This is a genomic window from Bacillus sp. AFS073361, from assembly GCF_002567005.1.
In the GTDB taxonomy this organism is placed as follows: domain Bacteria; phylum Bacillota; class Bacilli; order Bacillales; family Cytobacillaceae; genus Neobacillus.
In genome coordinates this window covers 16,990-40,288 of sequence record NZ_NUZU01000019.1, presented here as the reverse complement: position 1 = coordinate 40,288, position 23,299 = coordinate 16,990, and the positions used below count along the sequence as shown (strand labels likewise).

24 protein-coding genes are annotated in these 23,299 nt (G+C 40.6%); 10 read left to right on the top strand and 14 right to left on the bottom strand.

What is annotated here, in order from left to right; all coding sequences use genetic code 11:
- Positions 1-24 precede the first annotated feature (24 nt).
- Positions 25-1,455 (bottom strand): MocR-like pyridoxine biosynthesis transcription factor PdxR, encoded by a 1,431-nt coding sequence (gene pdxR, locus COJ96_RS11365; RefSeq protein ID WP_098573108.1) that lies wholly within the window; start codon positions 1,453-1,455, stop codon positions 25-27.
- A gap of 159 nt (positions 1,456-1,614) precedes the next feature.
- On the opposite strand from pdxR, the gene COJ96_RS11360 reads away from it, so the two are divergent.
- The 3 genes from COJ96_RS11360 (at position 1,615) to COJ96_RS11350 (ending at position 3,731) form a co-directional block, all read left to right on the top strand.
- Positions 1,615-1,806: a hypothetical protein gene (locus COJ96_RS11360; RefSeq protein ID WP_098573105.1), complete on the top strand. Its 192-nt coding sequence runs from the start codon at positions 1,615-1,617 to the stop codon at positions 1,804-1,806.
- A gap of 186 nt (positions 1,807-1,992) precedes the next feature.
- Positions 1,993-2,919 (top strand): DMT family transporter, encoded by a 927-nt coding sequence (locus tag COJ96_RS11355; RefSeq protein WP_098573102.1) that lies wholly within the window; start codon positions 1,993-1,995, stop codon positions 2,917-2,919.
- A 131-nt stretch (positions 2,920-3,050) separates the two neighbouring features.
- Positions 3,051-3,731, top strand: coding sequence for a zinc metallopeptidase (locus COJ96_RS11350; protein WP_098573099.1), 681 nt, complete (start codon positions 3,051-3,053; stop codon positions 3,729-3,731).
- Between the two features lie 48 nt (positions 3,732-3,779).
- On the opposite strand, the gene COJ96_RS28620 is transcribed toward COJ96_RS11350, so the two are convergent.
- Positions 3,780-3,935 carry a hypothetical protein gene (locus tag COJ96_RS28620; RefSeq protein ID WP_155929020.1) on the bottom strand — a complete coding sequence of 52 codons (156 nt, stop codon included), beginning with the start codon at positions 3,933-3,935 and terminating at the stop codon, positions 3,780-3,782.
- Positions 3,936-4,265: 330 nt separating this feature from the next.
- On the opposite strand from COJ96_RS28620, the gene COJ96_RS11345 reads away from it, so the two are divergent.
- Entirely contained in the window at positions 4,266-5,045 is a 780-nt protein-coding gene (locus COJ96_RS11345) for a Cof-type HAD-IIB family hydrolase (protein ID WP_180230077.1), read from the top strand.
- A gap of 49 nt (positions 5,046-5,094) precedes the next feature.
- Positions 5,095-5,622, top strand: a complete 528-nt coding sequence (locus tag COJ96_RS11340) for a GNAT family N-acetyltransferase (RefSeq protein WP_098573094.1) — start codon at positions 5,095-5,097, stop codon at positions 5,620-5,622.
- Positions 5,623-5,688: 66 nt separating this feature from the next.
- Here COJ96_RS11340 and COJ96_RS11335 read toward each other — a convergent pair whose 3' ends face one another.
- The 3 genes from COJ96_RS11335 to COJ96_RS11325 all read right to left on the bottom strand — a co-directional run bounded on the left by COJ96_RS11335 (position 5,689) and on the right by COJ96_RS11325 (position 8,402).
- Positions 5,689-5,994, bottom strand: a complete 306-nt coding sequence (locus tag COJ96_RS11335) for a BC1872 family protein (RefSeq protein ID WP_098573322.1) — start codon at positions 5,992-5,994, stop codon at positions 5,689-5,691.
- Positions 5,995-6,528: 534 nt separating this feature from the next.
- Complete coding sequence (locus tag COJ96_RS11330) at positions 6,529-7,644, bottom strand: cysteine desulfurase family protein (RefSeq protein ID WP_098573092.1); 1,116 nt, start codon at positions 7,642-7,644, stop codon at positions 6,529-6,531.
- 23 nt (positions 7,645-7,667) lie between these two features.
- On the bottom strand, positions 7,668-8,402 hold the full coding sequence (locus COJ96_RS11325) for a gamma-glutamyl-gamma-aminobutyrate hydrolase family protein (RefSeq protein ID WP_098573090.1): 735 nt from the start codon (positions 8,400-8,402) through the stop codon (positions 7,668-7,670).
- A gap of 442 nt (positions 8,403-8,844) precedes the next feature.
- Between COJ96_RS11325 and COJ96_RS11320 the strand changes: the two genes are divergently transcribed.
- Positions 8,845-9,081 carry a hypothetical protein gene (locus COJ96_RS11320; protein WP_098573088.1) on the top strand — a complete coding sequence of 79 codons (237 nt, stop codon included), beginning with the start codon at positions 8,845-8,847 and terminating at the stop codon, positions 9,079-9,081.
- A 57-nt stretch (positions 9,082-9,138) separates the two neighbouring features.
- On the opposite strand, the gene COJ96_RS11315 is transcribed toward COJ96_RS11320, so the two are convergent.
- A complete protein-coding gene (locus COJ96_RS11315; protein WP_098573086.1) occupies positions 9,139-9,393 on the bottom strand; it encodes a DUF1292 domain-containing protein in 255 nt (84 codons plus the stop codon).
- 115 nt (positions 9,394-9,508) lie between these two features.
- On the opposite strand from COJ96_RS11315, the gene COJ96_RS11310 reads away from it, so the two are divergent.
- The 3 genes from COJ96_RS11310 to serC all read left to right on the top strand — a co-directional run bounded on the left by COJ96_RS11310 (position 9,509) and on the right by serC (position 12,578).
- Complete coding sequence (locus COJ96_RS11310; RefSeq protein ID WP_098573084.1) at positions 9,509-9,889, top strand: hypothetical protein; 381 nt, start codon at positions 9,509-9,511, stop codon at positions 9,887-9,889.
- 137 nt (positions 9,890-10,026) lie between these two features.
- Positions 10,027-11,328, top strand: a complete 1,302-nt coding sequence (locus COJ96_RS11305; protein WP_257148488.1) for an MFS transporter — start codon at positions 10,027-10,029, stop codon at positions 11,326-11,328.
- A 152-nt stretch (positions 11,329-11,480) separates the two neighbouring features.
- The gene (serC, locus tag COJ96_RS11300) at positions 11,481-12,578 is read left to right on the top strand and encodes a 3-phosphoserine/phosphohydroxythreonine transaminase (protein WP_098573082.1); all 1,098 of its coding nucleotides are present in this window, start codon (positions 11,481-11,483) and stop codon (positions 12,576-12,578) included.
- A 63-nt stretch (positions 12,579-12,641) separates the two neighbouring features.
- On the opposite strand, the gene COJ96_RS11295 is transcribed toward serC, so the two are convergent.
- Entirely contained in the window at positions 12,642-13,643 is a 1,002-nt protein-coding gene (locus COJ96_RS11295) for an LLM class flavin-dependent oxidoreductase (protein WP_098573080.1), read from the bottom strand.
- A 309-nt stretch (positions 13,644-13,952) separates the two neighbouring features.
- On the opposite strand from COJ96_RS11295, the gene COJ96_RS11290 reads away from it, so the two are divergent.
- Entirely contained in the window at positions 13,953-14,378 is a 426-nt protein-coding gene (locus tag COJ96_RS11290) for a hypothetical protein (RefSeq protein WP_098573078.1), read from the top strand.
- 290 nt (positions 14,379-14,668) lie between these two features.
- Here the strand turns inward: COJ96_RS11290 and COJ96_RS11285 are convergent, their stop codons facing one another.
- The 7 genes from COJ96_RS11285 to COJ96_RS11255 form a co-directional block, all read right to left on the bottom strand.
- Positions 14,669-15,961, bottom strand: coding sequence for an MFS transporter (locus COJ96_RS11285; RefSeq protein ID WP_098573076.1), 1,293 nt, complete (start codon positions 15,959-15,961; stop codon positions 14,669-14,671).
- A 33-nt stretch (positions 15,962-15,994) separates the two neighbouring features.
- Complete coding sequence (locus COJ96_RS11280) at positions 15,995-17,170, bottom strand: M24 family metallopeptidase (protein WP_098573074.1); 1,176 nt, start codon at positions 17,168-17,170, stop codon at positions 15,995-15,997.
- A 28-nt stretch (positions 17,171-17,198) separates the two neighbouring features.
- On the bottom strand, positions 17,199-18,650 hold the full coding sequence (locus COJ96_RS11275) for an aldehyde dehydrogenase family protein (protein WP_098573317.1): 1,452 nt from the start codon (positions 18,648-18,650) through the stop codon (positions 17,199-17,201).
- Positions 18,651-18,738: 88 nt separating this feature from the next.
- A complete protein-coding gene (locus COJ96_RS11270) occupies positions 18,739-19,794 on the bottom strand; it encodes a homoserine dehydrogenase (protein ID WP_098573072.1) in 1,056 nt (351 codons plus the stop codon).
- Positions 19,784-21,031, bottom strand: coding sequence for a M20 metallopeptidase family protein (locus COJ96_RS11265; RefSeq protein WP_098573070.1), 1,248 nt, complete (start codon positions 21,029-21,031; stop codon positions 19,784-19,786). The genes COJ96_RS11270 and COJ96_RS11265 overlap by 11 nt, the downstream gene beginning before the upstream one ends.
- A gap of 35 nt (positions 21,032-21,066) precedes the next feature.
- On the bottom strand, positions 21,067-22,266 hold the full coding sequence (locus COJ96_RS11260) for a cystathionine gamma-synthase family protein (protein ID WP_098573068.1): 1,200 nt from the start codon (positions 22,264-22,266) through the stop codon (positions 21,067-21,069).
- Positions 22,267-22,282: 16 nt separating this feature from the next.
- On the bottom strand, positions 22,283-23,287 hold the full coding sequence (locus COJ96_RS11255; protein ID WP_098573066.1) for a cyclodeaminase: 1,005 nt from the start codon (positions 23,285-23,287) through the stop codon (positions 22,283-22,285).
- Between the last annotated feature and the right edge of the window lie 12 nt (positions 23,288-23,299).

The window sequence follows — 23,299 nt, the reverse complement described above, 5'->3', positions numbered from 1 at the left end:
TATCCTTTCTACTAATTATTTACTTTATAGATTCTTTAATGCCTGTGAAAATCTATTAATACCCTCATGAATCAAATTTGTTTCCGCCCTGCCATAGGTAAAACGGAGACACCCTTTTTCAGTGCCTAAAACATTTCCTGGGACAAAGGCAATTCCCTTCTTGATTGATTCCTCCAGTAATTTCTGCACGTCGATAGGTCTGTTCACTTTACACCACAGATGAATCCCCCCATCTGGAATAGAGAAGGAAACTTTTTCACCCAATAGTTGATTAAGACTTTGAACAAGTTGATCTCTCCGTTGTTCAAGCTGTTTTCTTAAAAATTGTATATGTGTATCATAGGACTGTGACTTGAGAAATTCGTTCGCCACCCATTGAGGAAATACACTGTGTCCAAAATCAACTTGTTGTTTGGCGTCAGCAAGCCGTTGAATGACCTTTGAGGGGCCAATAACCCAACCGATTCGTAATCCTGAAGCAATAATTTTCGACAACGAACTAATATATAGAACATTCCCATTATCATCCATTGATTTTAACGATGGATTTACCACTCCATCAAAGGAGGTCAAACTATAGGGGTCATCTTCAATAATTGGAATTCCAAATTCTGCTGAAATGTTTAAAATTCGTTGACGCCGTTGCAGGGAAAGAACCTTTCCCGTTGGGTTTTGATAATCGGGATTTAGGAATACCATTCTTATTCTATGTTTCTTATGTAGTTGAACAAGGTCTTCCGGATTTACCCCATTTGAATCCACAGGCAATCGGAAGATTTTTAAACCTGCCGTCTGGAAAATGGGCAGAGAATAACAATAGGATGGATCTTCAATTGCCACAGCGTCACCAGGTTTAAGCAGGCATTGGACAATCAGATGCAGTGCTTGCTGTGCACCCGATGTGATAAGAATCGAAGAAGAAGTTGTATTAATTTTCTTATATTCATTCACATGATCGGCAATCGTACACCTTAATTCTTCATTTCCTTGCGGATCGTCATAGCCAAGATAGCCTGTAAAAGGATGCGCGGATAGAATATGTTGGAATTGCTCATTTGGAAATAAACTAGATGACAATTCACCACTTGCCATATTAATAAGGTCATTATCTTGGGTTTCCTTACGAATTCTTTGAACAACAGGAAGGTTGGGAAGAAATGAGCCACGCTCCAAATATCTACCCCAGTTTGGAATCCGTCTATGTTCGAGCCCCCAAATATCCGTACTCACAATGGTCCCACTACCTTTTTTTCTCTCAACAATCCCCATTGACTGCAGTTCTTCATATGCGGCTACCACTGTACTACGATTCACTTGCAGCTCTTCAGCTAAGGCCCTTTCTGAAGGTAACATGGTTTCCGGTGAAAAATGGCCTGTGGCAATACCTTGTTCAATGTAATCAGCAATTTGTTTATAAATTGGTCTTTTAGTTGTTCGATCGGGTCTCCAATCCACCCAACTCACTCCTTTCCAATTACTTGTGACAGTAAAAGTGGATGGTCCATTTTTTTAGTAATTGGCTGGTCATTTTTTATAACTTTAACCTTAATATAGGAATCATACTATGTCTAATGAAAAATCAATAATTTTATCATATAGTGAGGATGAAATACTATGACGTTTGGCATGATTCTTATCATTGTTGTTTTAATTGGTGCCCTTATTGGTACCTTAGCACTTACTGGGAAACCGGATGAGGACTATAAAAGTTCCACAAAACAAAACACGATACGGTTGACCGCTATTTATGCCATTGTCATCTTAGCTGCAATTGGGGGCTTGGCTTGGTATATCAGTATAAGCTAAATCATAAAACTTTAGCAGAACACACATAATAAGTTTAAAAAATTTCGTTTAGAAATAAACAAAAGAAATAATTTTAATTTCCCCTATTTATCGCATAATTCAAAATCTATTAAAAATAATTATTTCGAAATCCGAAAAAAATGTTACAATTCTAATTATTACTTTTAATAGATTGAAGGGACATACATGAAAAAAAAGCAATGGCTTATATATGGAATGTTGATTTTCGCTACGGCGACATGGGGAAGTGCATTTATTGCTGGAAAAATTGCTGTTCAAGACTTTGAACCGGCTACAGTTGCTTTTTTACGTTTTTTAGGAGCTTCTGTCCTATTGTTCCCGCTGATGTGGTTAACTGAAAAAAATCGGATCAGGCCTACTCTTAAAGACTATAGCTTGTTTGCGGTTTTAGGTTTAACTGGAATAGCACTTTATAATATATGCTTTTTTATTGCTACCAAACATGCACCGGTAATTAAGAGTTCCTTATTTATTGCGTCAAATCCAGTTTTAATTGTTCTTTTGTCAGGCATCTTTTTAAAAGAGACGATTACCAAGAACCATATAATTGGTATGGTGACTGCTCTTATTGGGGTAACTTTTATCATTACAGATGGTCATGTGCTTTCACTGGTGGAGATAGGCTTTGAAACGATCGATTTTGTTTTACTTGGTGCGGTGATTTGTTGGGCCTTGTACAGCGTCGTTGGCAAAGTGGTTTTAAAAAAATTTAGTTCAGTCGAATCTACTACTTATGCCGTAGCTTTTGGTACATTATTTTTATTACCATTTGCATTAGTGGAAACCACTTGGAAAGATGTACAGCATGCTGACATTTCAACCTGGATAGCCATCACCCATATGAGTATTTTCGTAACAGTGGTGGCATTTATTATGTATTATTACGGGATCAAGGAAATTGGTGCGGCAAAAGCTTCGATTTTTATTAATGTCATGCCAGTATCGGCCGTCTTGATGGCAACCATCTTTTTAAATGAAACCTTCACTTTGTCTCATGGAATTGGAGCAGCCTTTGTCCTATCTGGTGTTTATATTGGAACAAATCCGAAGATATTTAAGAAAAAAATAAGTACGGTCAACCGTGCTATTTAATTAAAATACTCGAGTAAAAGGACTGACCAAATTGGTTAGTCCTTTTTTTAACAAGCACATTATTACTAAAAAAGTGTCCCTTAAAGTATAATAATGTATATAAAATAGCATCTTGAGAAGGAGTATGCATTATGGGTTTTATCGTTTATTTTATTCTAATCATGATAATTCCAATATTTGTGCAGATGTATTTAAGGAGTACCTACTCTAAATTTTTGAAAGTAGGCTCATCTTCTGGATTTACGGGTGCCCAGGCTGCTAGAAGAATCTTGGATCAAAATGGCTTATACGACGTATCTGTAGAAGAAGTGAGAGGTCACTTATCGGACCACTACGATCCAAGAAGTAGAAGTGTTAGGCTTTCCTCAACGAACTACCATGGGACCTCGATTGCTTCGATATCCGTTGCCATTCACGAGGTTGGCCATTGTTTACAACAAAAGGATGGTTATGTACCTTTACGTGTAAGACATGCATTGGTACCAGTCGCAAATATTGGCTCAAATTTTTCATTTATCTTGATTTTAATCGGTATTCTCTTATCCTCTGCCAACTTTTTATTACTTGGAATTATCGCTATGGGCGCTGCCGTTCTGTTTCAGGTAGTTACGTTACCTGTCGAATTCAATGCGAGTTCCAGAGCTCTGGATGTAATGGTTGGTTCTGGTCTGATTAGAAATGAAGAAGAGTATCGAGCGAAAAAAGTGCTAAACGCGGCTGCGCTTACGTACGTAGCAGCAACTGTAGTAGCAGTAGCAGAATTACTCCGTTTTGTACTCATGTTTACTGGAATGCAAAATAATGAAGATTAAGAAGTTAAAAAAAGACTCCTGGGTTGGAGTCTTTTTTTGCTTCAGTTATTAGGATTTTTCTGACGTTATGTCGTTATATGGCAAAATCAGTTTTTCCAGCCTATTGTAGTCCATCGAACTTATTTCCTCCATTAATCTCGGAATGGCTTTTTCAGGATAGCCGTAATCACGAAGTAGTTTTCGCTTTTTCTCTATTTGATCCACAGAAATACCTCCCCTAATGCGTGTTGTGTTTTTTCCATAATAAAAGAAACCATTATCATTTTCACATTTTGCCCGAGACCTTCATGTTCTATGAATCCTTTTCAAATTCCGCCTCTAAGTTTACATAATGTAATTATCGTTAATAAAAAAATGGAACATACCTAGTCGGATTTTCTGTTAAATTTGACTGGGAATATCCTGAACCTATATAATAGATCCCCATCGATCATAAATGTTCCTGTTTAGGTGTGTTTTGCATAGGGTTTTTCTTGGAACATGTTATACTTTGCTATAGAAATATCTGTGAAAGAATTTATGGGAGCGTGTTTTATGAATTATAAGGTTGTCATCTTAGATATAGACGGAACCATCCTCCCGCATGGAAAAACACTTAGTCATGCCACAAAGGATGCCATCCAGAGGTTAAAAGAGAAACAGACGAAAGTGGTGATTGCTACCGGGAGAGCACCTTACTTTACTGAGTCGATTATTCAAGAAACTGGGGTCGACTCGATGGTCTTTTTTAACGGTTCCTTTGCCTTCCATGAAGGAAAAGAAATATACAAGAGTTCGATTGATAAGCAAGTATTAGAAAGAGTCCATCAATTATCCAATGACTTACAACATCCGCTGACTTATTTAGGCGATACGAGTTTTAAAGTCACGCATTTAGAACATCCCTTCGTCGTAGAAGCGTACCAGCATGATCCATGGAAACCGGAGCTGGCCCCGCCGCAATTTTGGAAAGACCAGGATATTTATCAAATCTTCCTTCATTGCGATCTGGAAGAGGAATTATCCTATCAGTCAAAGGTTCCAGAACTGGATTTCCGCAGATGGAGTTCAGGGGCACGAACCTGTGATGTGAATTTGTCTAACTCAAACAAAGCAGTGGGACTTAGTAAATTATTAGAAAAACTTGGGATTGCACCTGATGAGGCCGTTGCCTTTGGCGATGGTTTAAATGATATGGAAATGCTGTCACTAGTCGGAATGGGAGTCGCCATGGGAAATGCCCGTGATGAATTGAAAGCAATGGCCAATATGGTCACACTCTCCGCCGAAGAAGACGGTGTCCGTTATGGATTAGAGCGTCTTGGTTTAATTTAAACCGAGAGCTCTTTTCAGTTTTGAAATGGGAGATAAGGAGTGAGCAATCATGAATTTATCATATGATGTAATCTCGGACGAAGAAATAGAATATTGCCGGGATGTATGCAATGAACTAATGGCCTTTCAAAAGTCGAAAGCTTACATAACACCCGAACTGTTTGACAGCATGAACTTTGACACCCGCCTGGTCCCTTCGATTAATAGCGCCATTCATAATTATATCGTGATCGTGAAGGATGGCGAACAAGTCGTTGGGTACGTCTATTCTAATATCTCGCCAAAAGAGACCTATTCTAATGATTTTGCTACTTTTTTTGACATGTCTACAGTTCGTAGACCAAATGTTGGTTGTTTATCGCAATTTTATATTAAGGGCGAGTATCGGAAGTATGGAGTTGGGTCTACACTTTTCAAGATGTCGATGGAGTGGTTAAAACAATTTGATGACGTCGAGGATTATTTTATCTTTGTCTCTAACGGCAATAATGACGCGCTGGAATTTTACAAACGTAAGGGATTTTCGGTCAGTCATGAGATCTTGGACGGTTTTATAACAGTGTTACGAAGCAAGTAGAAGCAATAAAAGCTTGTAGGATTTGATCCATATGGATATAATCTACAAGCTTTTTATATGTACTTATTACAGCCATTCCTCAGCGATCGAACTATTATCAGCAATGGTGAAGGCTGCATTGCTGATGGCTTGAGCTAATGTGTCGCCCGTTTCACATATGTTGTTAAAGCAAACTTCAGTGCTCCCATTGGTTGTATAGGTAAAACCGAAGTCTTTTAATTTTTCTACGATGAGCATCGCGTGCTCGAGATTTTGCTCAGGTTGAAAATCTGAAACTGGTATAAATGTCCCCTTTTCAAAATCAAACCATCTGTCCCATCTATTTAACTTCCAGCCTAGTATTCTACGAGCAATAATTTCTACTTGGTTCATTTCATTCTGGCTCCTTCCTCTGTATTTTCTTATTTTACCATTTTCATCGTGCCTGTTCCTCGTAATCAATTTCAATTTTGTGACTCTTCTAAGGTGTGGAGGAGGTATAGATGACCACAGTTTGCTTGAAGGAGCCAGGTCGGTCGTCAATCGGGACTATTGGCGATCCATATTAGCCAAAACGACGCCGGTCGGTCATTAGTCACGTCTATTGACGACCGGCATGAGACGAAACTAGCCAGGTCGGTCGTTAATCGGAGCTATTGGCGACCTATTTTAGCCGAAATGTCGTCGGTCAGTCGTCAATCACGTCTATTGACGACCCGCATGAGACAAAAAAGCGACGGTCGGTCATCAATCACTCCTATTGGCGACTATATTAGCCGATACGAGGCCCGGCGGTCGTCAATCACTCCTATGGCGACCCATATTAGCCGATACGAGGACAGTCAGTCGTCAATCAACTATTACAAATTCACGCCTTTCATGCCTGCTTGATGTTAGCGTTCACCAGCAGCTACATTCGTAAGACTTTCAAAGAATCCCCTTAATCGAATCCACAACTTGGTCAATCTCATCTTTCGTCGTATACCTTCCTAAACTAAAACGGATGGCACCCATTCCAACTTCTTCAGAAACACCCATTTCCTTTAAAACTGGGGATAATTCTATACTTCCCGCGTGACAGGCAGACCCTGTGGACGCAGCTAACTGAGGGATCGCATCCAATATCTCTTGACCCACTCTTCTTACAAAACTGACATTCAAAGTATTCGGCAGACGGTCCTCCAAATGGCCATTCAATACTACCTGATTGCCGAACTTCTCCTTTAATTGCATCCAAAAATAATCGGTTAACTCTTTTATTCCACAATCTTCTACGTGTTGTTTAGCCATCTCACAGGCCTTTCCTAAGCCCACCGCTAATAAAGTATTTTCGGTACCTGCCCTAAGGCCAAACTCATGGCCCGCTCCATGGATAAGCGGTTCCAGATGGATTCCCTCTCGTATATACAACGCGCCAATTCCTTTAGGTGCATAAAGCTTATGGCCGGCAATCGTTAGCATATCCACTTTCAAATCATTCACATTCACCGGAACTTTTCCAACCGATTGGGAAGCATCCGTATGAAAAGCAACCCCATGTTCCTTAGCTATTTCCCCAATCTCCATAATGGGCTGCAATGTACCTGTTTCATTATTGGAGTGCATTATCGAAATCAGAATGGTTTCTTTTATGATTGCGTTTTTTATTGCTTCTAGTGTAACCTTCCCATTCCGATCAACGTCTACATATGTGACTTTTGCCCCAATTTGTTCTAAGAATTTGCACGGATTCATAATCGCAGGATGTTCAATTTTGGAAGTAATGATATGGTTGCCTTTATGCCGATTTTTTAAAAAATAACCTTTTAATGCAAGATTATTGGCTTCACTGCCTCCGCTTGTAAAAATAACCTCTCTGGGGGAACAGCCAATTAATTCCGCAACCTGTGCTCGGGTTTGATGTAATAATTCCTTTACTGGTAACCCTGCCCAGTGTAAGGCCGACGGGTTTCCATAAAATTGATCTAACAATGGCTTCATGGCCGCGGCTACTTCAGGAGCAATCGGTGTACTGGCATTGTAATCAAGATAAATTTTTTCCATCTAGTTATTCAATTCCTTTCCCCTTAGACAGAAGCTGGGACCTTAACTATACTGTTAATAAAATCTTTGAATAAATTGTTCATTTCATGGTTTGTACTCGCCATTGATTCAGGATGCCACTGAACACCGACCGTAAAGGTGGTTGGATGGATATACTCCACTGCTTCAACAATCCCATCGGATGACTGGGCAACAACTCGAAGGTCATTGGCCACCTTATCAATGGCTTGATGATGGAGACTATTCACACGTACTCGTTCAGAACCGACCATTTCGAATAATTTACTATCGGTGGCGATGGTCACCCAGTGAGTATCTCGACTTCTATCAATTTTCTGGTTGTGTTGAATGGGTTCCTTGACTTGACTCGGGATGTCCTGGATTAACGTACCGCCAAGAGCAACATTCAAAATCTGAACGCCTCTGCAAATGGCAAGGATCGGAATATTGTTTTCAAGCGCGTATTTCACCATCGCAATCTCTGCCACGTCCCGCTCCGGTGTAGTTGGACCCAAGTGTGGATGCGGATCCTGTCCAAAAAGTTTCGGATCGACATCCTCTCCTCCACTGAGAATGAGTCCATCGCATAAGGCGAGCGTTTCTATTGCCATCTTAGGGTTAATGTAAGGAAGAATGACAGGTATTCCTCCATTGGCAGCAACACATTTATGATAATCATGGTGCACATAGACACCTTCCATATATTCGTTATGTTTTACATAGGCACCCGTAATGCCGATAACTGGTTTTTTGTTCATAATTTTTCCCCCTTAACATGCTAACAACAATATCTTACCATAATCATTCTAATAGATTATATTCTTGAATGAGCTGCTATTTGAACTTCAAAAAAAATTTACATAATCTTTAAATAACCTTCATAGATTACTCTGTACGACTTATATAAAATAATATAAATATTGTCAAGGGATGGAGATAAAATGGAGTATGTTCTTTACAATGGCAAGAAATATTTAATCCTTTATAAGTACACTTCAGGATTCTGTGAAATTAAGGAAGTCGATAGTATACATAATATACAATTGGTTCATTCATCAGAATTAACGGACCTAAACTAAAAAAAGCTGAAAAAGGGAATGTACCCTTTTTCAGCTTTTTTTTAGTTGAAGAAATTTAAACCTAGTTATGTATATTTCGCCACATTTTCTCAAATTATATGATAAAAAAGGTGGGGTTCTCATGAATAATTGGCATCTGATTTTGGCCGGAATTGTCTTGTTAGTCTTAATCATCGGTTTAGTTGTTACGTTGGGTACTGGAAGAATGGTAAGTACTAAATCAGGAGAATTTGATACTCCAATTAATGAAGGCACACAAAGACATCCTTATTTATTAAATCCAGTTTTTCTTGTCTGGATAATCGCAATGACTGCTATCATCATTTATATCATCTATCTTGGTTTTAATTACTATTGAAAAAAAATCAAGCGAAAGGCCCTCGGTTTTCTGGAGGTACCTTTCGCTGCTTTTGTTTTATTCTGCTGGAGCATGTTCCACGGCGATTTGGTATGCATCCAATATCGCTTCACTTTCGGAAGGATCATTAATACCCACTAAATCTTGATTCCCTTCCTCTCCTTCTATTTTCATAACGATGGTTTCATCCTCAGCCTTTAATAACGCATAGGATTCATCCTCCATATCAAACAATGCTTCAACAGCATAATCTTTAAGATTCCCTTGGGTATCCTGAATCGTTATATAATCACGTGGTTCATCACGTTTCATCCTATCTCACCTCAACAAGTATTGTTCCCTTAACAAAGAATGTGCTAGATGGAAATTTATAGTTTTTACTATCCGTAGTAAATTGGGCAAAATAAAAATGCGAGAGGAGACCATTATGACAGACAAAATTATTGAAGCAGTTTCACCCGAGAAACAACAAGAAATTGAACGAGTAATCCATGGCATGACTTTCACAAAAAATTTCCGTTCTGCAACTGCTGAAGAGTGGTATCTTTTCTTGCCCTGCTACTCAGATCCACGATCAGGCGGGGCAGCTGGAAAAACCATGATTCATTATAATCTATACGGAAATCGAGAAATTTTTATTAATACTACAGTGATTATTGACGATCCAGTGCTACATAAACCTGATGCTCACCTGCTCGTCTACGCGATTGCAGATGAACTGGTCAATCGGCTCGTTGGTTATGCGGACACACTGCTTTCAGTTCATGCCGGTGAAAATTCATATGATGCTGAGTATAAACAGAAATAAATGATTAGAACTGGAATTATATGAATTATAAGCGTGAACAAGTTTTGAATTTTTCGACACTATTCTATATAAACTGCTTTTCTTTCTTGTTAAAATAAAAAACAAATATCAACCTTTAAAAAGAAAGAGGTTTAAGTGTGTCAAATAATCCAAAAAATTCAAAACCAGCTTGGTTGCAAAACTACGTCGATTCACCAGAAAAGCAGCAAAAGTTATATCGCCGGACATTGCTCATTGTCGTCATGTCACAAATTTTTGGTGGGGCTGGACTAGCTGCTGGTATTACTGTTGGTGCACTCCTTGCCCAAGAAATGTTAGGGACGGACAGTTATGCAGGGATTCCGGCAGCATTGTTAACGTTTGGCTCGGCAGGAGCAGCGCTGCTAATCGGTCGTGCCTCCCAACGATTTGGCCGTCGCATTGGTCTTGCAGGAGGATTTTTGACTGGCGGGATTGGTGCAGTTGGAGTCATTGTTTCGGCCATTACTAGTAATATCTTTCTTCTTTTTGCATCACTCCTTGTATACGGTGCGGGATCTGCTTCAAATTTACAAGCACGCTATGCAGGGGTAGACTTAGCCAAGCCCACACAGCGAGCGACCGCTGTCAGTATCGCCATGGTTTCAACGACCTTTGGGGCAGTGGCAGGACCAAACTTGGTGGACGTCATGGGCCGATTTGCAATCTCTATTGGTGTCCCTGCTCTTGCTGGTCCTTTCATTTTAGGGGCTGCAGCCTTTCTACTGGCAGGATTAGTCCTTCTATTTTTTCTACGGCCAGATCCTTTGATTGTTGCCAACGCCCTTGCAGATCGGGAGGTCATCGACAAGAGTGATCCTGTTGAGAAGCAATCTAGTAATCTTGCAATGAATAAACGAGGAATCGTTGTCGGAGCAACCATTATGGTGTTAACGCAAATTGTCATGACCGCAATCATGACGATGACACCTGTTTATATGAAACATCATGGTCATGGTCTAAGAGAGGTTGGAATGGTCATCGGCTTCCATATTGGCGCGATGTATCTTCCTTCTCTCATCACAGGTATTCTCGTGGATAAAGTCGGTCGAACCGCAATGGCCATCGCTTCTGGTGCTACACTTCTTTCGGCGGGCTTACTAGCAGGCAGCGCTCCTTCAGATTCCATGCTTCTCTTAATCGTCGCGCTTTCCTTGCTTGGACTTGGCTGGAATTTTGGATTAATAAGTGGGACTGCATTAATCGTCGATTCCACTCATCCCTCAACACGTGCCAAAACCCAAGGAGCGGTAGATGTCTTAATTGCTTTAGCAGGGGCTTCTGGGGGAGCCCTATCCGGAATGGTGGTCGCACAAACAAGTTACGCAGGGCTTTCATTCGCTGGAGCAATTCTTTCCCTTTTGCTTATTCCTGTCGTTATCTGGTCTCATAGTAATCAAAAAATAAAGGAAATAAGCTGATGAGAAGAAATAGGATTTTTGGAAATGACATCCTATTTCTTTTTGTTATTTTGAAAAAAATATTTAAAAATTCACTATTTCACAATTAAAATTATTTTCGGAAATTTATATGTGTGGTATAGTCATAGAAAAGAAAAAATGGAGTGATAAAAATGAAACTGCAAGTCCAACGTGCTTATAATTTCAATGCAGGCCCTTCTGCATTACCCATTTCTGTTCTAGAAAAAGCTCAGGCAGAACTAATAGATTTTCGAGGTACGGGCATGTCCGTCATGGAACTTAGTCACCGCAGCAAAGCTTATGAAGAGGTACATAATCAGGCGATTGTCAGCTTAAAGGAGCTTCTGTCTATTCCTGATACGCATGAAGTACTCTTCTTGCAGGGGGGCGCTAGTCTTCAGTTTTCAATGGTACCGATGAATTTTTTACAAACAGGTAAAAAAGCGGCATATGTCATGACTGGCTCTTGGTCAGAGAAAGCTTTCACCGAGGCAAAACTATTTGGTGAAGTTTACCATGCGGCTTCTACGAAAGAAGGCAGCTACCGCAGCATTCCTGCCATCGATCAATTGCAGTACCATTCATCTGACGCATATGTCCATGTAACTTCAAATAATACGATTTATGGTACACAATGGAAGAACTTCCCAGATACTGGTGATGTTCCATTAATCGCTGACATGTCAAGTGATATTCTGTCTAAGCCAATTGATGTCAGTAAGTTTGCGCTCATTTATGCTGGTGCCCAGAAAAACCTTGGCCCTTCAGGCGTAACCGTTGTGATTATTCGCAAGGATTTCCTTGAACAAGCAAACACAAATATCCCAACGATGTTAAAGTACAGCACCCACTCTAAAAATAATTCTTTGTATAACACACCGCCGACTTTTGGTATTTATATGCTTGGAGAGGTATTAAACTGGGCGTGTGAATTGGGCGGTTTGGATGCCATTGCGAGGCTGAATGAGAAAAAAGCGAACTTAATTTACGATACAATCGACGCTAGTAATGGTTTTTATATTGGTCATGCCACACCAGAAAGCCGTTCTCTCATGAATATTACATTCAACTTAGCATCAAAAGACTTAGAAAAGAAATTCCTTGAGGAAGCGAAACAGGAAGGCTTTGTCGGCGTAAACGGACACCGCTCCATTGGCGGATGCCGAGTATCAGCCTATAATGCGGTACCAGTGGAAGCCTGCCAGGCATTCAAAGAGTTTATGATTAAATTCCAATCAGAAAATAATTAAGATTTCTGTACAACAAAAAGACCAGAGGAGATAAAATGTCTCTTCTGGTCTTTTTTATTTTCATTATCTACCGTCAACTACTTCTTTCAATATTTCATACGAACGTTTTTGTTTTTCTGTGTCATAAATATACGATACCGCCATGATTTCATCGACGTGATAATTCTCTTGGAATGCTGTCAACTGTTGGCGGACAGTTTCCTTACTTCCGATTAATGTCACACTTTGCTTCGTTGCCGCCATTTCTTTCTCCATCGGGGTCCAAATCTCATCCAGACTTTCAACTGGCGGCTGTAATGGATTTTGCGTCCCACGAACGACATTGAGGAAAAATTGCTGCATTGTTGTCGATAAAAATTGGGCTTCTTCATCTGTTTCGGCAGCAATAACATTTAAACAAACCATCATATATGGTTTATCCAAATATTCAGATGGCTGGAATCGACTCCGATAGATAGAGATCGCTTCTTCCATGTATCTCGGTGCAAAGTGGGAGGCAAATACATACGGAAGACCCAAGCTTGCTGCTAAATATGCGGAATCTATTGAAGATCCTAGGATATATATAGGTATATTCGTTTCAAGACCAGGATAGGCTTTGACATAACTTTGCTGTTCTGCTGGGCCAAAATATGTAAGCAAGGCCTTTACATCATCCGGGAAGGTGTAAACTGAATCATTTTTCGAGCGTCTTAAGGCGTTTGCCGTCATCATATCTGTACCAGGTGCCCGCCCGAGTCCAAGGTCAACGCGATCGGGATAGATAGTTGCTAGAGTGCCAAATTGTTCAGCTACCACAAGCGGAGAGTGATTTGGCAGCATTATCCCGCCAGAACCTACATGAATGCTTTTGGTATGCTCTAACACATGTTTAATCAAAATAGATGTAGCTGAACTCACAAGTGTAGCAGTATTATGATGTTCTGCAATCCAATAACGTTGATAGCCCATTGTTTCAACCGCTTGTGCAAGTTCCACCATTGATTCAATCGCTTGACTTGGGTTCTGCCCCTTTCGAATTGGTGCTAAATTTAAGACAGATAAAGGTATTTGAATAGTTGTCATTTTATCATTCCTTTCCCTAGAGAGAATATTACTATAGTAACAATAGGAAAGAAGAAATCAAAAATAAATGCTTACATTATATTTCAGGCTCCTATCTATTATAAGGGGAGGATTATTGACGCTTACTATCTTGATACCAGAATTGGAAAAATTGGCAGATTAATCAGTGAGACTCGCCCGCAATATTATATTAGAAGATGCATATAAAATAGTAAGCTACTAATCATAGCAAGTTTATGAATTTATGATCAGGTACAGGAGTGATCGATATTACTCTTGCACCTAGAAACAAAAAAGGAGGTGTTTATTTTGCCAAAACACAATAAAAATAATAAGGAACAAGCCCAGAAAAATCAATCTCAGACTGAAGGAGAAGGATCTCAAGCTCAAGCTGAAGAAAACGCTCAAGCTCAAACTGAAGCAGAAAACACACAATCTCAAGTTGTTAGTGAAGACTCTCAACCTCAAGCTGATGCAGAAAACTCTCAACCTCAAGCTGATGAGGAAAACTCTCAAGCTCAAGCTGATGGGGAAAACTCTCAAGCTCAAGCTGATGAGGAAAACTCTCAAGCTCAGGCTGATGGGGAAACCTCTCAAGCTCAGGCTGATGGGGAAAACTCTCAAGCTCAAGCCGATGGAGCCAACTCTCAAGCTCAAGCCGATGGAGCCAACTCTCAAGCTCAAAATAATCAAAACAAAAAGAAAGGCCCAAAGGGAAAGAAGAAAAATAACTAATTGCGAAACTGCTGATAAGTTGGTGGCAAAATTTATTTTTTGCCACCAAATCACCCTCCATATAACCTCACTACATATTGAGAAATTTGTGTTTATCCCCCAAACAATAAAGATCACCCGAATAATTTACACTTAAAAAAGTCCATTATTCGGGTTGTATATCCAATGGAGCAGCCAGACACTTGCAATAAAAAGACCTCCGCCTACTCCTTAATCAGATTCCAGCGGAGGTCGATTATTTAATTTACGCAAACTGAAAAGATTTTACTAGATAGGAAATGAAATTCCTATTAAATGATTTTAGTTTTTTCAATTGAAGTATCACTATCAATTTTAGTTGAGTTATTAATAGCTTTCGGCAAATTCATGATAGCGATTATCGCCATTAATGCCGTACCCATTAAGAAGAATGCAGGCATTAATTTATTCCCTGTCGATGTTTGTAATGAAGTAATGATAAGAGGCGCTCCCCCTCCAAAGATGGCTGTTGAAACATTGTAGGAAGCTCCATATGCCGTGTTTCGTACTCGATTTGGAAACAACATTGGCAGTGTGGATGGGAAAACACCTATAAAAATAGCAACGATTACATCTAAAGCAAAATAACCAACCAATGGGCCTGATGGTGCACCACTAGAAACGTAAGCAATGATTGGAATGGCTGTTAGAATCGTTAATCCAGATGACAATAATAGAAAAGGCTTTTTTCCATACCGGTCGCTCATTACACCAAATATTGGAATAAGAATGAGCATTAATACCATTCCTAGCGTAGTAACAATCATTGATTCCATACTCGATAAACCGACTTGCGTCTCAAAGTAAGATGGAAGATAGGTCAATAATGTATAATAAGCTCCATTTGCGAACGCCACTACTAAAAATGAGATAACTAAAGGTTTTCGTGCTGTTAAGAACATCTCTTTGAGAGGATTCTTTGACAAGGTGTTTTCTTCCTTCATTTTTATAAATGTTGGCGTATCATCAATTTTCGTTCTGACGTACATACCTACTAACGCTAATGGCAGTGAACAAATAAATGGGATCCGCCAGCCCCAACTTGCCATATCTTCAGTACTTAGAATAGAAGTAAGAATAGCGACAAAAACAGATCCGATGATATAACCCAACAATGAACCTGATTCAAGTAAACTAGTGAATAGTCCCCGGCGATTTGAAGGAGAAGACTCATTCATAAAAACAGAAGCACCTGTATATTCCCCGCCTGCAGCCAACCCTTGGGCAATCCGTAGACTGATAAGCAACACTGTTGCCGTTACACCAATGGTTCCATAATGTGGAACCAGACCAATGGCAGCTGTTGACAGTGACATAAGCATAATTGTTATGACCAATATCTTCTTTCTACCCAAGCGATCACCAATTGATCCAAAAATCAAGCCTCCCAATGGTCTAAAGAAGAACGAAATGGCAAACACCGCAAAAGCGTAAAGTAAAGCAGTTGTACCGCTCCCTTCCGGAAAAAACTGGGATCCGATAATTGCTGCAGTATAACTATAAATACCGTATTCATACCATTCAACAAGATTGCCAATTGCAGTCGCCATTGTAGCCTTCTTCATACATGCACCATCCCCTTTATTAAATTCCACTCGCTAAACAAATTCCTTTAATGTCAGGTTCCTTGGAAGATTGGCAAAGGTTTCACAGCCGTTTTCTGTGATTCGAATCGACTCACTTACTTCAAAGCCATAATGATCAAGCCACAATCCTGGAATGAGGTGGAAAGTCATGTTTGGCTGCAAAATCGTTTTGTCCCCTTTTCGTATGCTCACTGTATGCTCGCCCCAATCCGGTGGATAATTCAGACCCATCGCATATCCTAGACGCGATTCTTTTACAAAGCCGCTTTTTTCAATCGTTTTTCTCCAAGTTTCTTCAATTTCTTCACAAGCAATACCTGGACGGATCATCTCCAAACAAGCATTGATCCCTTCGACGGCAACCTTTGAAAGGGTTTCCATTTCAGGCTTCGGTTTTCCAATTTGAACGGTCCGTGCCAATGGCGAATGGTATCTTTTATAGCAACCCGCTAATTCTAAAATAACAGCGTCCCCATCTTTATAACGGTCATCGGTCCAAGTTAAATGCGGAGTAGAAGTTTTTTCACCTGAAGGCAGCAAAGGAACAATGGAAGGATAATCACCGCCAAATTCCTCGGTACCTGTGATTTGCGTATAGAAAATTTTTGCAGCCACGTCACACTCTCTGATACCCTCCTGAATCAACTCGATGCCAGCCTGCATTGCTTTTTCAACGATGATTGCAGCTTTTTTCATATATGCGATTTCAGCATCCGACTTTATGAGGCGCACCCAATTTACTAGTAAGGTGGCATCTGTAAAAGTGGCATTCACTAAACCTTTTTTCAGCTGTTCATAGCACTTAGCTGAAAAGTAATAGTTTTCCATTTCAACACCAATGGAGCGATTATCATGACCAATTTCCCTTAAAATACTTGCGACAAAATCCATCGGATGTTTACTTTCCGATTGCACATATTCATCTGGATAAGGAATGATATTATCACGATAGAGCCATGTGGTTACCTTTGCTGCATTAGCATCCATTTCTCGCCCAATCCACATTGGTTGATCTTCATCAACGATTAGAACGAGCATCTGATGGACATAAAATGACCATCCATCATAGCCAGATAGGTAATTAATATTGGCTGGATCCGTGATAAGAAGGACATCAATTCCCTTTTGGATCATTCTCTCTTTTGTTTTTCTGATTCTTTCCTTATACTCAATTGTTGAAAATGACATCAAAAAACCCCCATATTCTCAAGATGGATTATCTAAAATGTTCGGTAGACAACTTAAAGCACACAACCTTTGGTTCGGTCATTTCCTGGATGGCAAACTTTATTCCTTCTCTGCCTAATCCAGATTTTTTCACTCCGCCAAACGGCATGGCATCAATCCGATAGTCGCTGCTGTCATTAATCATAATGCCGCCAACGTCCATTTGCGCAATCGCCTGATGGGCTTTTTCAATATTTTTAGTAAAAATCCCCGCCTGCAGACCAAAATCAACTCGGTTAGATTCTTGAATGGCGTGGTCTAAGTCCTGTACCGGATAAAGAAGAACTACCGGTCCAAAAATTTCTTCGTTAGCGATTCTACAATTTTCAGGAATATTGGTTAGGACAGTAGGAGTATAAAAAGCACCCTTGCGATGACCGCCCGTTAAAAGATTGGCCCCTTTTTCGATGGCTTCATTCACTAAAGCTTCCACGCGCTTCGCTTCTTTTTCATTAATTAGCGGACCCATATCCGTTTCTTGTACTTGTTTATCACCTGTAATGTATTGCTCCGTACGAGTGACGAACTTTTTTTGAAAACTAGACATGACGCTCTCTTGAATATAGAGACGCTGCACACCAAGGCAATTCTGACCCGCTGCCCAAAACGCACCGGACACGTTTGATTCGACTGCTTCTTCTAGATCAGCATCCTCCAATACGATCACTGGGGAATTGGATCCAAGCTCCATACTAATTTTCTTTAACCCTGCTTTTCGAACGATGTTTTCCCCCGCTTCCAGTCCTCCGGTGAAGGAAATCATTCGTATGGCGGGATGGGTTACTAGAACATCCCCTATCTCATGCCCATAACCTGTTATGACGGATAAAACTTTCGGAGGAAGTCCTGCATGTGCAAAGGCTTCGGCAAGCAATAGGGCACTTAGTGGAGTCACCGTAGCTGGTTTCACGATAATGGCGTTACCAGATGCGATCGCTGGTCCTACTTTGTGTGCAACAAGGTTTAATGGATCATTAAACGGAGTGATTGCGCCAATAATACCAATTGGGAAGCGATAGTAATACCCGATTCGGTTTTCACTTCCTGGCATTTGATCAAAGGAGATCGTTTCACCATTAATTCTTCTTGCCTCTTCTGCACTGATTCTTAAGGTTTGTATACATCTAGTTGTTTCTTTGGTTGCTTCCCTGATTGTTTTACTGCCTTCTTTTGAGATGGTAACAGCGAATCTTTCTCGATGCATTTCAATATAATCCGCTGCTGCATTGAGGATTCTCATTCTCTCGTGGACGGGCATGGCTGCGGCAAGCTTTGCACCCTCCTTAGCTTCCTCAATACAGCGAATCATATCTTCAGCTGATGCAGCTGGAACGGTATCTATTAAGCTGTTATCTTGTGGATCACGCACTTCAATAATCTGGTCACGCCCCACCCATTCTCCACCAAGCAGCATCTTCTTTCCTGCCATTTGAACTGACATAATCATTCCCGCCCTTCTCTTATTAACGTTAATTAGTGACTCCTGAGAATTGTCAGGTTCCGTCTTGAGCATAGGGAAGTTCCATTCCTTACACAGTTACGGGTTTACGTTCACGGTTGATATTAATCAAGTCTATTAAAAGTGAAAATCCTGTTTCTGTTTTTCCGGCTCCCGCCCCGCTTAGTGTGACAGGTCCTAGTAAATCACACTCATATGTAATCGCATTGACTGCGCCGCCAATGGATGCTAAGGAATCCGTGATATCCACCTTTTCTGGTGCGATGGAAGCAATAATCGTTCCGTTTTCCTTTTTGACTTTAGCCAGCAGCTTCCATCGTTTTCCTTCTGCCTTTGCTTCTTCAATGTCGGTTAATGTAATCTCAGTAATTCCCTTGCAAGAAACATCTTCAACGCTTAACGGGATACCCATGACATAGTTCGCTAGAATGACAATTTTATATCTTGCATCATAACCTTCCACATCACTAGTTGGATCCGCCTCCGCATAGCCAAGCGCCTGTGCCTCTTTTAAGGCAGCTTCATAGGTGACACCTTCTTGTTCCATTTTCGTTAAGATATAATTGGTCGTACCATTTAGAATACCGCGAATTTCTTTAATTTCATTTCCAGCCAAAGTAACAATAGGCATTCTTAAAGATGGGGTCCCACTCATAACGGTGCCTTCAAATCCCCAATAAACACCATTCTTCTCAGCAATTTCTGATAGTTCCTTATAAGCAAGAGCTACCGGACCTTTATTTGTCATGACAACATTTTTTCCACTTTCAAATGCGGCTTTGCAATGATCTATCGCCGGCTGGCCAGTTTTTACATCGGTATATGACACTTCAATTATCGTATCTGCATTTGTACCAACAATCGTTTGCAGGCTGTTCCATCCAGTGATTAATCCTGGTGACTGCGGATAGTTTTCCAAATTCCCGGTTTCTTTTAAGGTTTTCAATACGACCTCTAAATCCAGACCATTGGGATGATAGATGGAACCTTTCAGAAAATCGGAAATAGCAACTACAGTTGCTTCAAAGCCTTCTTTTTGTTTCAATTCTTCTTTTTTATCAAGCAGAATTTCTGCTAACCCTTGACCAACTACACCAAATCCGATAAAAGCTAGTTTATGAGACATGTGCCTTTCCCTCCTTATTAACTGGTGAATTAGATTCATCTTTTAAAAAATGGACAGCAGTTTGTGCTAGAATAGCTGCACCCATCGCTAGGCTGTTTTCATCAATATCAAAGATGGGAGTATGTAAATCTCTTTTGATTCCATCCGCTGTGCCGCTTCCAAGGAAAAATAATGCTCCCGGTAACTTTTGTGTCACATAGCCGAAATCTTCACCGCCCATCCCAAAGGGACGCCTTACAATTTGGCACTCTGGATACATTTCTTCTATCGATTTTAATAAGTAACTGTTCACACGAGTATCATTGAATAAAGCCGGCTCTCCTCTTTCGACATCGAGCGTAAAACTTCCACCCAACGATTCAACCACAGAGAGAGCCTTATTTAATTCGGCACTCAATAAATCCCTGACCTCTGGTGTATAGCTGCGAATCGTTCCTGAGATATTCACTTCATTTGGGATAATATTGCTTGCCGTCCCCGCATGGATCTGACCAATACTGATGACTCCAGCTTCCAATGCTGGTATTTTACGAGCAACGATTCCATGCAATGCTTGCATGACAACCCCGAGCATCCAGATGGGATCCGTTCCAAGTTCTGGATAGGCGCCATGACCACCTGTTCCAAAAATTTTCGCCGAAAACACATCGACATTAGCCATGCTGTATCCATCGTTCACTTGTGCTGCCCCAACAGGAAGCCATGGGCACATATGAAGGGCAATCGCAGCATCTACTTGGTCATAAGCACCGGCTTGAACCATGTACGGCGAACCTGATAGGCCTTTGTCATCCGTACTTTCCTCAGCCGGTTGGAAAATAAATTTAATAGTTCCTTTCAACTCTTCTTTTTTAAATTTATTTGCAAGAAGATGGGCTGTACCAAGTAATATAGATGTGTGGGCATCATGACCACATGCATGCATGATTCCTTCATTTTCTGATTTAAAATGATGGGTGTTTTCTTCCTTAATTGGCAGTGCGTCCATATCCGCACGGATGGCAATCACAGGGCCCACGCCTTGCGTTAATGTGGCTACGACACTCGTTTCTACACCAATACCCGTTTCAACCTCTAATCCATCAATTTTCTTTAGCGTTTCAGCAACAAATTTTGAGGTCCCGAACTCTTGAAAACTGAGTTCGGGATGTTGATGAAACAGGCGCCGCCATTCAATAATCCTATCTGATAACTCGTTTGCTTGAACTACTGTAGGGTGATCGTAACGTTCCGGCATCTGTTGTTTTCCTCCTAAAACTGGATTGAAAGCTATTAAACCTTTAAAATACTTTCAACATGGTTGAAGGCCTGCTCGAAATCTGCAAGGATGTCTTCGATGTCTTCAATTCCACAAGAGATTCGAATGAGTCCTTCCGGAATTCCCATGGCTGCACGTTCTTCTGGTGTACATTCTACGTGGCTTGTTGTACGAGCCGGTCCAACTGTTGTTTCTACCGCACCTAAATTTGCTGCTCGGTTGGCATATTGTAATTTAGGAAGAAGGTCGCGAACGGTATCTACTCCACCCTTTACGGCAAAGCTAAGCATTCCGCCAAAGTTTTTCATTTGTTTCTTTGCAATATCATGGTTTGGATGTGTTTCAAGACCTGGATAATAAACTGCCTCGACCATTTCTTTTGTCTCCAAGTATTTTGCTAGGGTCATCGCATTTTCACATTGCTGGCGGACACGTAAATGAAGTGTTTTCATTCCGCGCAGGATAAGATAGGCTGCCATTGGATCCATTGTTGCTCCATTAATTTCACGGAAATGGTAGATTTTTTCAACCAGTTCGTGAGAACCACAAACGACACCGCCTAACGCGTCTGCATGTCCACCCAAAAACTTTGTCGCACTATGAATGACTAAATCCGCACCTAATGCGATTGGATTTTGGTTAATTGGAGTTCCAAAGGTATTATCCACGACAACAAGCGCCCCTGCCGCTCGGCCTGCATTTGCCATACGTTCAATATCGGTAATTTTCACGGTTGGATTTGTTGGTGTTTCCAAATATAAAATTTTACAGCCTTTGGCAACTTCACGTTCAATTTGGTCATGGTTTCCTGTTTCACATAGAGCCACTTCAATTTCTTGGCGCGGCAGGAACTCAGTAAAGATTTTATTTGTTCCGCCATATGTATCTTTAATTGAAACAATGCGGTCACCAGGTACTAAAAAGGTAGAAAGTGTATTGCTGATCGCTGCCATCCCTGTTGAGAAACTTGTTGCAGCTTCTGCACCTTCAAGGATTTTGACTTTATCTTCAAATGCTTGAACAGTTGGATTTGTATTACGTCCATAGATATGACCTTTTTTCTTGCCAATTGCCACATCATACCATTCATCCATATCGTCATAGCCATAAGCGACACTTAATACAACTGGAACTTGTGTTGCGCCATGTACTAAATAATCTTTCTCTCCTGCCCATACTGATTGTGTTCCCATTTTTGGTTGTTTGTTTGTCATATTAACCACTCCTCAATTAGTTTTTTATTAGTAAATTGCTGCCCTCAATGTTTAATCCTAAATTTCTCTTCTTCATTTCTTGATAGGCAAACAAGGCAATCGCTGTATCCTGTACACCTGTACCTGTTAAATCACAAACTGTAATTTGTTCATCGCTTGTTCTTCCTTCCACCTGCAAGGAAGTAAGCTCACCCAATTCAATAATTTGCGAGTTCTCTGTAAGTACGCCTCTCGCTAGTGCATGATGTAATTCCCCTAAACGGGCGCATTGAGCTTTTGTATCACAAACCAGCAGATCCGCTTTCGCCAATACCTCAGCTTCTAATTCTTGTTTATGTTCCGCATCCGAACCCATTGCTGTAATATGTAGTCCAGGATGGAGCCAGTCTGCTTTAATTAGCGGTTCTTTTGTCGGGGTTGTAGTAATCACGGTATCACTGTTTTTTACGACAGTTTCCGCATCAGGCACCGCTGTGATTTCAACTCCCAATTCTGCGGCCATTTCAGCTGCAAATGCTTGAGCGCGTTCCGCGGAGCGAGCATAAACCAATACTTTGCTAACATTCCTTACAAGACTTAACGACCTGAGTTGAAATCTTGCCTGGCTGCCGGCACCAATAACACCTACGGTTTCAATAGATTCTTTAGACAGATATTTAGCGGCTACTGCACCTGCAGCGGCAGTACGAACTTCGGTTAAGTACCCATTATCTAAAAGAATAGCTTCAGGTACACCAGTCTGTGTGCTGATTAAAATCATCATGCCGTTCCCGCTTGGTAAGCCTAGCTGATAATTATTAAAAAAGCCGGAAGAAATTTTAATCGCAAACATTTCTTTGTCCTTGATATAAGCTGATTTCACATCAACTTCGCCATTCTGTTCCTCAATGTCCACTCTCATGATTGGTGGCATGATCACTTCATTACTGGACAGTTTAGTAAAGGCATCCTCCACTACTTTTATTGCATCTTGATTGATTTGGACATATTGTTTTAATTCCTTTTCGGTAAAAATAAGCATCGGGTTGTTCAC

Excerpts from the sequence above, each read along its gene's own strand:
- COJ96_RS11360 (WP_098573105.1), top strand. The coding sequence starts at position 1,615 with ATGACGTTTGGCATGATTCTTATCATTGTTGTTTTAATTGGTGCCCTT.
- COJ96_RS11355 (WP_098573102.1), top strand. The coding sequence starts at position 1,993 with ATGAAAAAAAAGCAATGGCTTATATATGGAATGTTGATTTTCGCTACG.
- COJ96_RS11350 (WP_098573099.1), top strand. The coding sequence starts at position 3,051 with ATGGGTTTTATCGTTTATTTTATTCTAATCATGATAATTCCAATATTT.
- COJ96_RS11345 (WP_180230077.1), top strand. The coding sequence starts at position 4,266 with ATGAATTATAAGGTTGTCATCTTAGATATAGACGGAACCATCCTCCCG.
- COJ96_RS11340 (WP_098573094.1), top strand. The coding sequence starts at position 5,095 with ATGAATTTATCATATGATGTAATCTCGGACGAAGAAATAGAATATTGC.
- COJ96_RS11335 (WP_098573322.1), bottom strand. The coding sequence starts at position 5,994 with ATGAACCAAGTAGAAATTATTGCTCGTAGAATACTAGGCTGGAAGTTA.
- COJ96_RS11330 (WP_098573092.1), bottom strand. The coding sequence starts at position 7,644 with ATGGAAAAAATTTATCTTGATTACAATGCCAGTACACCGATTGCTCCT.
- COJ96_RS11325 (WP_098573090.1), bottom strand. The coding sequence starts at position 8,402 with ATGAACAAAAAACCAGTTATCGGCATTACGGGTGCCTATGTAAAACAT.
- COJ96_RS11320 (WP_098573088.1), top strand. The coding sequence starts at position 8,845 with ATGAATAATTGGCATCTGATTTTGGCCGGAATTGTCTTGTTAGTCTTA.
- COJ96_RS11315 (WP_098573086.1), bottom strand. The coding sequence starts at position 9,393 with ATGAAACGTGATGAACCACGTGATTATATAACGATTCAGGATACCCAA.
- COJ96_RS11310 (WP_098573084.1), top strand. The coding sequence starts at position 9,509 with ATGACAGACAAAATTATTGAAGCAGTTTCACCCGAGAAACAACAAGAA.
- serC (WP_098573082.1), top strand. The coding sequence starts at position 11,481 with ATGAAACTGCAAGTCCAACGTGCTTATAATTTCAATGCAGGCCCTTCT.
- COJ96_RS11295 (WP_098573080.1), bottom strand. The coding sequence starts at position 13,643 with ATGACAACTATTCAAATACCTTTATCTGTCTTAAATTTAGCACCAATT.
- COJ96_RS11285 (WP_098573076.1), bottom strand. The coding sequence starts at position 15,961 with ATGAAGAAGGCTACAATGGCGACTGCAATTGGCAATCTTGTTGAATGG.
- COJ96_RS11280 (WP_098573074.1), bottom strand. The coding sequence starts at position 17,170 with ATGTCATTTTCAACAATTGAGTATAAGGAAAGAATCAGAAAAACAAAA.
- COJ96_RS11275 (WP_098573317.1), bottom strand. The coding sequence starts at position 18,650 with ATGTCAGTTCAAATGGCAGGAAAGAAGATGCTGCTTGGTGGAGAATGG.
- COJ96_RS11270 (WP_098573072.1), bottom strand. The coding sequence starts at position 19,794 with ATGTCTCATAAACTAGCTTTTATCGGATTTGGTGTAGTTGGTCAAGGG.
- COJ96_RS11265 (WP_098573070.1), bottom strand. The coding sequence starts at position 21,031 with ATGCCGGAACGTTACGATCACCCTACAGTAGTTCAAGCAAACGAGTTA.
- COJ96_RS11260 (WP_098573068.1), bottom strand. The coding sequence starts at position 22,266 with ATGACAAACAAACAACCAAAAATGGGAACACAATCAGTATGGGCAGGA.
- COJ96_RS11255 (WP_098573066.1), bottom strand. The coding sequence starts at position 23,287 with ATGCTTATTTTTACCGAAAAGGAATTAAAACAATATGTCCAAATCAAT.